A 13,066-nucleotide genomic window follows, 5' to 3' on the forward strand; every position below is an offset into this window, starting at 1 on the left:
ACATTTTACTTTAAAGCGCTAATCTAATTTAAACTCATATTCTCGTTCTACTTTACAGATTCTTACATTGTACCAGTTGTACCATTGTTCGCGTCCTTTTTGCTGGGCGAACAAATGTTCTGTATTTGCTTTCCAGTTTTTAATGGCTTCTAAACTTTCCCAATAACTTACTGTAATACCTAGACTAGCACTGAGCGCAGTCGAAGTATTATTTCTCGCACTATCAATGTCTAAATAACCTTTTTGCTGTTTAGCCAAGGCTTCCATTTTGTTGGCCATTTCAGTATAGCCTTCGGTCTCTTCTGTTTGTGTTGATGTGAATATTACAGCGTAATAAGGAACATTTTCTTTCATATACTTTCTATACTGTAAGGGTTATCTAACCCTTTTGGGTATTGGTTAGTTTTAAATAAAACCTACAAGGTGTTCAAAAACCTTGTAGGTCAAATTAATATTATTCATGAACGTTTAGGTATTTTAAATTCAATAATTTTTTCTGTGACATTATCTTCAAAATCCGTCAATATAAATTTAATAAAAACACGATTTGTAGAGACACTAACAGGAAAATCTTTTACATTTTCAATAGTCTTTACATAAGCTAACCAATCTTCGCCACATTTATCTACAACGTCATCTTTTAAATCCTTTGTCGCTGTTTCAATAAAATTAATCCAATCCCTTTCTGTGTAAGTTGAGGTTTCAAACGTATTGGTTTTTAATTGCTTCAACGGTTTCCACTCGGTGTCAAACTGCTTCCATTCGTTGGTGTTACATTTAACATCAGAGCTCATAAATGAAAAACTATTTTCATAACGTTGAAACAAACTCACATGCTTGTAATCGTTATCAACTAGCACTATATTTTTACCTTCAGGTGAATCACTTGCATCAACGTTGATTGTCGCCTTATCTTCACTTTTTAAATCGTGCGTTCTTTTATAATCACTTGTCGCTATATTTTTAACCTCAACTTTTACCTTGTCTAGATTTAGCCTAATTGTTCTGGCGATTTTGTTTGGTGATAAATACCCATTGAAAACATAACCGATATGGTTTCTGGTTTCTACCTTTACCCATTCACCACTTACTTTCTCTCCACCATCCAATACCACAAGTTTTTTATTTGTTTTTTCAATAATCCCAATGGCTTCACCATAGACTAGTTTACTTAGCATTTTGGCACTAATGTCTGGTTGATCTCTAAGAGACAAACCACTTTCTGCAGCTACATAAGCTTCTTCTTGTTGTGCAGTTAATACTGCTAGATTGCACATGAATCCGATCGCTAAAATCATTTTTAAATAGTTCATAATTTCTTGTTTTTAAGTTAAACATTTTAGCGGTTTGTTTTCTTAGGATTCTTGCCTGTCGACCGACAAGTATTTAGTTTATACAGAACTTGTTTTCAATATCTATTAGTTCTTTTTTAGTTTTGTCATTTCGAGTAAATTTCAAGCTTTCAAGGGCTAAAAATTGTATCGAGAAACAAGAAACATCATTTGCTTAAATGTTCTTGATAAAATTCTGACGAAAAAAAATCAGAATTACTCGAACTGACGTTTGTTTTGTTATCCTGCAGGGTCTTTTTTAATCTTATAGGTCTCCTCCAGTTACTTTTCAACAGTTACCCATTCGCCTTTATGTCTTACCAAATAGTCATCATTATCGTACATAGCTTCAGCTTGTGATCCAGGTAAATAATAGGTACCTAAGTATGATGCATTCAACATTACTGTAAAGGTTTTGGTACCATATTTTCCTTTTCTACTCATATCAAAATAGAAATTAACACGGTCATCTCGTATATCTGTAAATCGCGCTTGACTTACTGTTGTCTCCCCAAAGTCCGTAAAACGTGTATTTACAATATCCCACCCTGATGGGAAAATTTGGGTTAATGCGACATCACTTACATAATCTCTAGTTAAGTTTGAAATACTGACCGTTGCTACAAAATCCTGACCTTGCTGCAGTTTGGTCACATCAATTTTGTTGCCTTGTAAATCTTTATAAACTGTTGAAATTGAAAAACCTCGTTGCTCTGCCAATTCTTCTCCTAATTTTAATTTCCCTGAGTTGAGAATACGAACATAAACCAGGTTATCTTTTCCATTTGAAATCGTCATTTGGTTTGATCCATCATTGATCGGAATGTTACGCTGTGCTATACCATTTTGAGTGTCAATAGTTTCTGTTTTTCCATTGATACTGTACGTAACTTTTAAATCTTTACCACCATTTTGAGTAATCATTTTACCAATGGCCAACAAACTGTAAGCTGTAGTTTGGGTACTCATCCATGTATCACTAGATAAGGATTTAGCAATGCTTTTTGCTAAATCTGTCTTTTTAGTATGATTTATAAGCAACATCGTTTCTAATGCCATGGCTCTATTTCTATGGGTAGAACCGTAGGTGTAGTTATCTTTTTTATCTGATTCAAAATCAATATTTGCAGATTTAGAAATAGCTTCACTTGCTTCTTTTTGTCCTGCTAAAGCATAAGCCGCAGCCAATCTCCATTTGGCATCATTTGAAATCTCTTCGAATTCTCTTAATCGGTTCATGCTCGCTAAATCTGGACTTCCAGCTAAAGCCAATGTGTATAAACGGTATGCTTGAGCAAAATCACTGTGATAATTTCTATAGCTTGGTCTCCAATTGCGAGCGGCTTGTCTTTGGTAGTTAATCCAATTGTTTTTAAAGGCGAGTGGTAGAACATACCCTTTTTTCTCAGCTTCAATCATAAAATGACCTGCATAACTGGTTCCCCAATCATTGGCAGAACTCTCTCCCATCCAATAGCCCAATCCACCAGTGGCATTTTGAAAACGTCCTAATCGTCTAATACCATTTTCAATATTACGTTGCACCTGCTTTTTCTTTTGTTCAGCTAGATCAAAAACATCGGCTAAGTACAATTGTGGAAATACACTAGACGTTGTTTGCTCCACACAACCATGTGGATAACGAATTAAATATGCCATACGTTTTGAGAAATCCATTGGTGGCAAAGTTGAAAATTCTATTGTTGCAGAATTACTTCCCTGAACTCCAAAAGTTGAAAAGTCAATAGTTTGATTGCCATTGGCCTGCAATTCTTTATCAATTACACGAGAGGTCATTGGATTTGGATTTTCTACATCGATCTCTACTTTATAGGTTGATTTCTCTCCATTCCCTGTAGCCACAACTTCGATGGTATTAATGCCTTTTGCTTTGGTAACATCCAATTCAAAATAGATCATTTTTTCATCGGGTTTACTGAATTGTAGTGATTGTGTTTTGTTTCCTTTTATGGTAATACCGTCACTAAGATTAACAGAAAGATTGACGTTTTTCACCTTCTTTTCCATCGCAAAAACAGTGACAGGAAGCGTTACTTTTTCTCCAGGACTTAACTTACGTGGCAAAGTTGCCAAGACCATTAATGGTTTTTTAACCTGTACTGATTTTTCTGCGCTACCATAAGCTTCAGTAGTATTGTCACCTGCGATGACCATTGCTCTAACAGCACCAACATAATTTGGCATTTTTAGTTTGTGCGTTTTGGTTTGTCCCTCTTTTAATAAAAACGGTCCCAAATACGTGACTACTGGTTTAAAGCGATTTGCTTTTTTGTTTTTGCCTTTTGCAGCTGCACCATCACCACCAATAGCAAATACTTGATCGATACTACCAGAATAGGCTCCGATAACATCATCGAAAACATCCCAAGTTTTTACTCCCAAAGCTTCGCGAGCATAGAAACTGTTCCATGCATTTGGGGTTTTAAAACGTGTTAGGTCTAACAAACCTTCTTCAACCACAGCAATGGTGTAAGTCATGGTTTTTTTATTCTTTTCTGAAACTTTTATCTCGTAAGATTGCTCAGGTTTTATAACATTAGGCATGTTGATTTGCGGTTCTAACTTTGTGGCAGGATTTTCGACCATCATAGGAATAATACCATACAAACGAATTGGCAAATCATTGGATGTAATAGCGTGTGGTTGCAATAATGAAATATTGATGAACACGTTTGGAGCCATTTCTGCTGTAACAGGAACATCAATAGTCGTTTCACCTGGTTTGGTTTTTACCCATTGGTGCTGCAAAACTTCAGTGCCGTTTTCAATACTCACTAATGCCCTACCTTCGCTACCAGAAGGGAACGTGAGTTTAGCCGTATCACCAACATTATAGTTGTCTTTGTCTGTTGAAAAGATTAACATTTTAGCTGCTTCTTTATCTCCTGATGGTGAGTTAGACCACCAATTTTTATAGAAATAGGCTGTGCGACCTGTTGCGTGGCCACTAACAGGGTCTACCACTCTAATTAAATAACGACCTCTATCATTTTCAGGAATGTTGACTTTAAAACTCGCTTTTCCGTTTGCATCTGTATTTATAGAATAGTGTTTTACAGGTCTATGATAGTTGCTAGATACGTAACTAGCCAAATTATCATAGGAGGAATTCCACCACCAACGCCATTCAATTCTGTAGACTTTTACCTCTAAGTTATTGCGTTGAATAGGTTTGCCTTCAGCAGTAACTGTAGCAATATCAAAGGTGTGATTTTCGTCTGTAAAAAAAGACCCGTAATTATTGCCTTTGGGTGATTGCAGCCCAACAAAACTCTCATAAGGTGCATAAGGCATCGTAAATGCATCGAGTGAAAAATCACCTCCGTTTTCAAATGCTCTTACCAAGAATTGTGCTTTTAACATACCTGGCGCATTCTTCCCGATGTTTAATTTAGTATTGACTTTAGCATTTCCATTGGCATCTAAATTATCCTCAAAAACATTGGTTTCTTCTGTACTGAATTTTTTAGTTGGATCATTGAACACATAGTTTTTATAGCCTTCAAAACTCGTATTCGACGTTGTGAATTTCGCTTTTATTTCGGCTTTTAAATTTTTTGCCGGTGCTCCGTGTAACCAGGCTACGTTTAAGTCACCTTGCAATGGTTTGTTGTTAGTTAAGACCTTATCTTTAAAATCAATTTTAATTTTTAGTCGATTCGGCTTAACCGTTTCAATCTTTAAGTTTTTACTGAATTTAGCTCCACCAACAGATACCTTGGCGTTGTAGTTTCCTGTTTTATAATCTGGTGAGGTTGGCACTTTAAAATCATAGAAATTATTGATATTGTCTACGGATACTTTTCTGTAAACCAGCTTTCCGACAGGATCTGTGATTTCTAGTTTTACGGGGTGACGTTTTGGTAATTTATTGGCTTTGTCATTAAGTATAAAAGTTAAGAACAAACTATCTCCCGGTCGCCAGACTCCACGCTCTCCATAGATGTAACCTTTAAGTCCACGTTGTAATCTACTGCCCGACACATCAAACTTACTCAATGACAAGGAATTGCCATCAAAAAGCTTAACGTAGCTCACATTTTTTCCTTTTGAAACAATGGCGAAAGCAGCACGTTTTTTAGCATCTAATTCTATGATTCCGTCACTGTTGGTGTTGCCTTTAGCCAGTTCTTGTTGCTGGTAATTATATAGTGCGACTTCTGCATTTGCTTCTGGATTAGTGGATAGAATATTGGTGACTGCCAAGAAGTAAGTATTATCATTACCTTGCTTTGCAATGACCCCTAGATTAGAACCAATTAAGTTGAGTGAAACCGTTTTATTACCATAGTTAAAGTATGACTCTGTGCATGGATTGTTTCGGTCTCGATATCTATAATTGGTGTTTCTGTAACGGTAAGTCAAATTATCCCAATAGCGTTCTTCTCTGAGTTCGGCTTCTTCATCAGAAATATCCTCTAAAGCATAGAAATCTTCCTCGTAATAATCATCATAGTAGTCGTCATAATAATCGTCTTCTTCGACTTCAGTAGTTTCAGATTTTGATGTACAATCGTATAAAGAATAATCTTGTTTATAACTTACTTCCACTCTGTAAATAGCACCTGGATCTGCTTTTAAATATTTAGACAAATCAATACTGTAAGCTTTCCATTTGCCTGTATTTTGTGTGTCATCTTGTATTAATGTAATGGTTTCTTTAGCAATTCTGCGTCCTACATTTCTAATGGCATTTTGATTATTGCTGTTAAGATTATTGGTCTGTAAAAATTGAAGTACATTATCTTCAAAAAGTTTAATAATCCTAACATCAACTTTGCTGAGATTAACAGCTTCAAAATTGAATTTTAAATCCTTTGAATTGGGAAGAATTGAACCATTACTTATCAAACGCACTTGTGGTTTTAGTTCTTCGAATGTTAAGGTTTGCGCAAATGGATTTTTAAGTTTAAAACCGTCAGTATTTTTAATGCCCGTAAACACATCGACCCTAATATCGCCAACTAATTTTTTATCTGGATAGACTTTGAGAACATTTCCATCAACAATATATCTTGGGTTTTTCACATTTTGAATTGTTACCAAACCTGCAAAATTCTGTTGCTTTTTTAATGGGTCTGAAAAATTAATAGATAAGTATTGCTCTGGGTTTTGGATGACATTAGTTTCTACAATACTGAAGTTGTTTTTACCAGGAATGGTGATAAAGTTCTCTCCTTTATTTTCAGCTTTAATAGCTTTACCATCCCAAGCAATATCAATCTTGATATCCTCTATATTGCGCTTAATACTGTCTATTTTAAATTCAAAATATTTTGAAGGTTCTGGCACTTCTAGCCAAACAATATTTAGGTTTTTTTTGTTCTGTTTCGCTGATACTACTTTTTTAGCATCTTCTAAAGTAATTACATCCGAAGAGCGTAATTGACCCAATACGTATTGCCATTCTTTACTATAAGATTGCAAATTGTTGGTCATGATGTTAAAACTCGGTGTGATGGTTTTAAACTCAAAGGTGTAGTTTGCAAATTCTTTAGGGATATTTTTATAGATGTCACCCAATTTTACGGTAACCCCATAAGCTTTTGCTGGCTCTAAAGGTTCGTCTGGTGTAAAAAGTAGAGTATGTTTATTAAGTGCTCTTAATGCCCCTTGTATATGAGGTTGTGTTTCAATTAAATCCGTATCTAACTCTTGCTCTGCTTCCCAACCTTCAACTTCACTAGCAAGATTTATTCTAATTGGCGATGTTACCGAAATTACTCCTGAGGTTGTATAACTTATGTAATCTCTATACTTAAAGATATTATCCGTTTCTACTGGCTTTTTTTTACATGAAATTACAATTACGATGAGTGCTAGGAAGGCAAGGTGCTTTTTGATCTGCATTGTGCTGATGGATTTAGTGGTAAAACTTCGATTTAGAAAGAAGGTAAGTGCTTTCTTGTTAAATAAGTACGGTGGTTTTTTAGTGTTTAGACTTTGGGTTGTTGTTAAATTGTTCTTAAAGTTATTGATTACTGATTGTAAATACCAATAGTCAGCTCTCCTTTATCGTTCATCATCGCTCTATACATACCAGCAGTATTAAATTCTGCAACCATATTACCGCTTTTATCTACAGCTACAACACCACCATCACCACCTAAATCTGCAACTTTACCTAAAACTATTTTAGCAGCTTCTTTTAAGCTTAATCCTTTATAATCCATCAAGGCAGAAATATCGTGTGCTACTTGGGCTCTAATAAAATATTCACCCCAACCAGTACTAGATACAGCACATGTGGTATTATTGGCATAGGTACCAGAACCTATAATCGGTGCGTCTCCTACTCTACCGTAACGTTTATTTGTCATACCACCAGTAGAAGTTCCTGCTGCAAGATTTCCGTTTTTATCCAATGCAGCACAACCTACTGTTCCGAATTTAGAATTCTTAATATCGGCATCATAGAAATCTAAATATGCAGATTCTGTATCTATTTTACCTTCCTTTTTTGCTTCCCTTTCTTTAACACACTTAAGGGATTCTAAACGCCTATCTGTATGAAAATATAAAGGCTCAACAATGGTTAGACCTTGCTCTTTAGCAAAAGCTTCAGCACCTTTACCAGAGAGCATCACGTGCTTAGATTTTTCCATCACAGCTCTTGCTAAATTTATGGGATTTCTAACCGTTGTTGTACCGGCAGATGCACCAGCATTTAACGTTTTTCCGTCCATAATTGATGCATCTAGCTCATTAGTCTCAGCATTCGTAAAAACTGCGCCTTTGCCAGCATTAAACAAAGGTGAATCTTCCATAACGTTAATCGTTCTGGTAACAGCATCTAAACTTGTGCCTCCATTTTTTAAAATCTCATACCCTACTTTTATGGCTTCTTCTAATTTCGCCTTGTAAGCCGCTTCTTTTTCTGGTGTCATATGCTTCTTGAGAATTGTACCTGCTCCACCGTGGATAATAATAGCGAATTCTGGTTTTGAGTCTCTATTAAGCTCATCTAGTTTTTCTGAGTTAGTCTTATCTGTTCTTTTTATATTCTCAGGATTATCATCTGGATTTGGAAGTAATTCACTACAGGCTAAAAGTAAGAATAATATTACAATAAAAGGAATAATTTTCTTCATGACGAATTAGATTTATAAGTGCTTTAAAGTTACATTTTTTAGAGTTCAAGCTTCAAGTAAAACTGAGTTTTTATTAGTAACTTCGCATCGAAATTTAATAATTCATAAAAAATAAGCATATATGGAAGCAGTTGCTACCGATTTCGGAATAAAAGAAGCGTTACAACAATTAGGTGTAAAGGCTATAAATGATGGAACTTCAACAGGCTCTAATAATTTTTCAAACGGTGAAATCATCGAATCCTATTCACCAGTAGATGGGCAATTAATTGGAGAAGTAAAGACAACAACAAGAGCAGATTACGACAAAGTAATGGATGCTGCGACTAAGGCATTTTTAACTTGGAGAGATGTACCTGCACCTCAACGTGGGGAAATCGTTCGCCAATTTGGAAATAAATTAAGAGATTTAAAAGAACCACTTGGGAAGCTTGTATCTTACGAAATGGGTAAATCTTTGCAAGAAGGTTATGGTGAAGTGCAAGAGATGATAGACATTTGCGATTTTGCAGTTGGTTTATCGCGACAATTAAACGGACAAACTATTCCTTCTGAACGCCCAGGACATGTTATGAGAGAGCAATGGCACCCAATTGGTGTGGTTGGGATTATCTCAGCATTTAACTTTCCGGTTGCTGTTTGGTCTTGGAACACAGCCTTAGCCTGGATTTGTGGCGATGTTTGTGTGTGGAAAGCTTCAGAAAAAGCACCTTTATGCTCAATAGCATGCCAAAATATTATTGCTGATATTTTAAAAGACAACAACTATCCTGAAGGTATTTCTTGTATCGTTAATGGAGATTATAAAGTAGGAGAATTTATAACAACAGATTCTAGAATTCCTTTAGTCTCTGCAACAGGTTCTACAAGAATGGGACGTATTGTTGGTGCTACGGTTGCTGAACGCTTTGGGAAATCATTATTAGAATTAGGTGGTAATAACGCCATCATTATTACACCATCTGCAGATTTAAAAGTAGTAGTTCCCGGAGCTGTTTTTGGTGCTGTAGGTACTTGTGGTCAACGTTGTACAAGTACACGTCGTTTAATTATTCACGAATCTGTTTACGATAAAGTACGCGACGCGATTGTTGGCGCTTATGGCCAATTAACCATTGGTAATCCTTTGGATGAAAAAAATCATATCGGGCCATTAATTGATAAAGATGCTGTAAATACGTATTTAGCCGCCATTGAAAAGGCAAAAGCTGAAGGCGGAAATGTATTGGTAGAAGGTGGTGTTTTAGAAGGCGAAGGTTACGAAAGTGGTTGTTATGTTAAGCCAGCAATTATTGAAGCTGAAAACCATTTTGAAATTGTACAACACGAAACTTTTGCACCTGTCTTGTACTTAATGACATATTCTGGCGAGGTTGAAAATGCCATTGCTATACAAAACGGGGTTGCTCAAGGTTTATCGTCTGCAATTATGACCAACGAAATGAAAGAAGCTGAAAAATTCTTGTCTTATGCTGGCTCCGACTGTGGAATTGCCAATGTAAATATCGGTACATCCGGTGCTGAGATTGGTGGTGCTTTTGGTGGTGAGAAAGAAACAGGTGGTGGACGTGAGTCTGGATCCGATTCTTGGAAAATTTATATGCGCAGACAAACCAATACTATAAACTATTCTGATGAATTACCTTTAGCACAAGGCATTAAGTTTGATTTGTAGTTAGTGTTATGAAGAGAAAAGATATCTTAATATTAATTATAATAAATCTTTAGAATAGAAAATACGTATTTTGAAATAAGTAAAAATAAAAACCGTTCCTAAACTAGGAGCGGTTTTTTAATTACCTATATTTTAGAATCATAGCTTCGGAATAGTTATTGTGGTAATTAAACCATTACACACATTCTAAGTCTAATCTACATGACACCAAAAGAACTTCAACATTTATATTGGCGTGCAGGTTTTGGCATAAAACCAAAACAACTAATGTCTAGCAGCAATAACAGAAAACAAGTTGTTGATGCCATTTTTGAAGGTTCTAAAAACACGGATAATTTAAACATAGATCTATCATATCTTAATGGTGTTGTCCCAAAAGATCTTAAAAAATATCCTTCATTGGCGAAGGAAATCAGTAAAAAAAACAGGAAAAGCATACTAGATCTTAATTATGCATGGATTGATCGGTTGATGCACCCAAGAGAATTATTGCGAGAACGTATGACTCTATTTTGGGCCAATCATTTTGTGTGTAGAGATCGAAACCCAAAACATTCACAACAATACAACAATACACTTAGAGCATATGCTTTAGGTGATTTTAGAGCTTTTGTAAAAGCCATTTCCAAGGAAGCGGCAATGCTAAAATATTTAAACGGAAAGCAAAACAGAAAGCGTAAACCAAACGAGAATTTTGCACGTGAGTTGATGGAACTTTTCACTTTAGGGGAAGGACATTATACCGAAGAAGATATTAAAGAAAGTGCGCGTGCTTTTACAGGATACAACCATAATTTTAAAGGAGAATTTGTATTTAGAGAATTTCAGCACGATTACGATTTCAAAACATTTTTTGGCAAAACAAGTAAATATGATGGAGATGCTATTATTGATAGGATACTTGATAACAAACAATGTGCAAGATTCATATCAGAGAAGGTCTATTGCTACTTTGTAAATCCTACTCCAAATAAAATACATATCGAAGACATGGCAGATGTTTTCTATAAAGATTATAATATTGAAAAATTGATGCGTTTCGTATTTATGTCTAATTGGTTTTATGACGAAGCTAATATTGGTGCAAAAATAAAATCGCCTATCGAATTTTTGGTTGGTATGGTTACAACCGTTCCTGTAATATTTGAAAGAAAAAAAGACCTATTGGCTATTCAGAGATTATTGGGACAAATGTTATTAGACCCACCAAATGTAGCTGGATGGAAAGGCAACAGAGCATGGATAGATGCCAATACTATTATGGTAAGGCTAAAACTGCCATCACTTTTATTGAACAATGCTTTAATCTCTCTTAAAGGATATGGTGATTTTAATGATAAATTCAAAGAACAATATTTTAAGAGAAGTAAAAGAAAGCTCCCTTTTAAAACTGTACCAGATTGGGATATGTTTCTAAACGATTTTAAGTCCGTTAAAACGGAAGCACTTACAGATATTATCATTCAAGGAACTATTAACAATGGAACCACAGCTTATTTAAAGACACTAAATAAAGCATCTAAGCGTGACTTTTGTGTGCAGTTAATGTCGTTGCCAGAATACCAAATGTGCTAATTATGGATAGAAGAAAATTTATAAAAAATTCGGCATTGGCAAGTAGCCTGCTTTTTGTGCCCAGTTTTGTAAAGGCTTTCGAGTCAACAACCACAGAAGGGTTTGGCTATAAGCGATTGGTTATTGTTCAGTTGGCAGGTGGAAACGATGGTCTAAATACCATAATTCCCCATAACAATGACATCTATTTTAATTCAAGACCGCGGTTGGCCATTACAAAAGATATTATAAAACTAAATGATAATTTAGGGTTTCATCCAAGTTTAGGACCACTTCGCTCTTTGTTTGATAATGGTGAATTATCCATCATCAATAATGTTGGTTATCCAAATCCTGTGCGCTCGCATTTCAGGTCAATGGATATATGGCAAACAGCAAGTAGTTCTGATGAGTATTTACAAAGTGGTTGGTTAGGACGTTACTTGGATAAGTATGGTAAAAAACCCTATAATGCCATTGAGATGGACGAGCAGTTAAGCTTAGCCATGAAAGGAGAGCGTTTTAATGGTATTGCCACTGATAATTATAAAGTACTTTATAAGACCGCTAAAGACCCTTTTTTTAAAAGTGTACTTAACCATTATAACGATGCACATTTAAGTGAGCATAATTTAGGCTATCTATATCAAACCATGATTGAAGCCAAATCGTCAGCTAAGTATATTTATGAGACCACCAAAATAAAGTCATCACAACAAGACTATCCGCAAAATAAATTTGCAAAGCAGCTTAAAAATGTGGCTCAGTTTATAAATTCAGACTTAGATACAAAAGTATTTTATACCTCACTGGGTGGTTTCGATACGCATGCAAATCAACAAAATAAGCAAGCTAAATTATTAAAGCAATATGCAGAAAGTGTGTTGGCATTTGTAAAGGATTTAAAGCAAAACCAACGGTTTGAAGATACTTTAATTTTAACCTTTTCAGAGTTTGGAAGACGCGTCAAACAAAATGCAGCCAATGGAACGGATCATGGTGCCGCCAACAATATTTTTGTAATTGGCAAAAATTTAAAGCAATCCGGTTTCTATAATAATCTAGCAAGCTTAAGTGATTTAGACAAAAATGGCGACTTAAAATATGAGATTGATTTTAGAACAATTTATGCCACAATTTTAAATCATTGGCTAAAGGCTGATGATACTACTATTTTAAACAACAGCTTCACAAAGCTTAACTTTATATAGACAAAAAAACCTTGTTTCAGAACTACCTCAGGCAGTCAAAACAAGGTTATATAATTGATTAATAGCACACCAAAGATGCAAGTAATTTTTGTTTGTCCTTTAATTTTTTTGATGAATGGTCGAAAAAAATGTATAATCAGTAGTATTTTTAAAAGCACCTCGATAAGATGCAAATAATATGGA

At 35.2% G+C, this 13,066-nt stretch carries 7 protein-coding genes; 3 read left to right on the plus strand and 4 right to left on the minus strand.

Going from position 1 to position 13,066, the window contains the following annotated elements; translation table 11 throughout:
* Positions 1 to 18: 18 nt before the first annotated feature.
* From KCG49_RS07130 to KCG49_RS07145, 4 genes are all read right to left on the minus strand, one after another.
* Positions 19 to 354 (minus strand): antibiotic biosynthesis monooxygenase family protein, encoded by a 336-nt coding sequence (locus KCG49_RS07130; RefSeq protein ID WP_218545507.1) that lies wholly within the window; start codon positions 352 to 354, stop codon positions 19 to 21.
* Positions 355 to 458: 104 nt separating this feature from the next.
* Positions 459 to 1,313 (minus strand): SH3 domain-containing protein, encoded by an 855-nt coding sequence (locus KCG49_RS07135; RefSeq protein ID WP_218545508.1) that lies wholly within the window; start codon positions 1,311 to 1,313, stop codon positions 459 to 461.
* A 300-nt stretch (positions 1,314 to 1,613) separates the two neighbouring features.
* Positions 1,614 to 7,202, minus strand: coding sequence for an alpha-2-macroglobulin family protein (locus KCG49_RS07140; protein ID WP_218545509.1), 5,589 nt, complete (start codon positions 7,200 to 7,202; stop codon positions 1,614 to 1,616).
* Between the two features lie 128 nt (positions 7,203 to 7,330).
* Positions 7,331 to 8,443 (minus strand): isoaspartyl peptidase/L-asparaginase family protein, encoded by a 1,113-nt coding sequence (locus KCG49_RS07145; protein WP_218545510.1) that lies wholly within the window; start codon positions 8,441 to 8,443, stop codon positions 7,331 to 7,333.
* Between the two features lie 121 nt (positions 8,444 to 8,564).
* Here KCG49_RS07145 and amaB point away from each other — a divergent pair, with 121 nt between their 5' ends.
* From amaB to KCG49_RS07160, 3 genes are all read left to right on the plus strand, one after another.
* A complete protein-coding gene (gene amaB / locus KCG49_RS07150) occupies positions 8,565 to 10,118 on the plus strand; it encodes an L-piperidine-6-carboxylate dehydrogenase (RefSeq protein ID WP_218545511.1) in 1,554 nt (517 codons plus the stop codon).
* A 201-nt stretch (positions 10,119 to 10,319) separates the two neighbouring features.
* Positions 10,320 to 11,693 (plus strand): DUF1800 domain-containing protein, encoded by a 1,374-nt coding sequence (locus tag KCG49_RS07155; RefSeq protein WP_218545512.1) that lies wholly within the window; start codon positions 10,320 to 10,322, stop codon positions 11,691 to 11,693.
* Between the two features lie 2 nt (positions 11,694 to 11,695).
* Entirely contained in the window at positions 11,696 to 12,883 is a 1,188-nt protein-coding gene (locus tag KCG49_RS07160) for a DUF1501 domain-containing protein (protein ID WP_218545513.1), read from the plus strand.
* Positions 12,884 to 13,066: the final 183 nt, after the last annotated feature.

The organism is Winogradskyella luteola (assembly GCF_019203985.1).
Taxonomy (GTDB): Bacteria; Bacteroidota; Bacteroidia; order Flavobacteriales; family Flavobacteriaceae; genus Winogradskyella; species Winogradskyella luteola.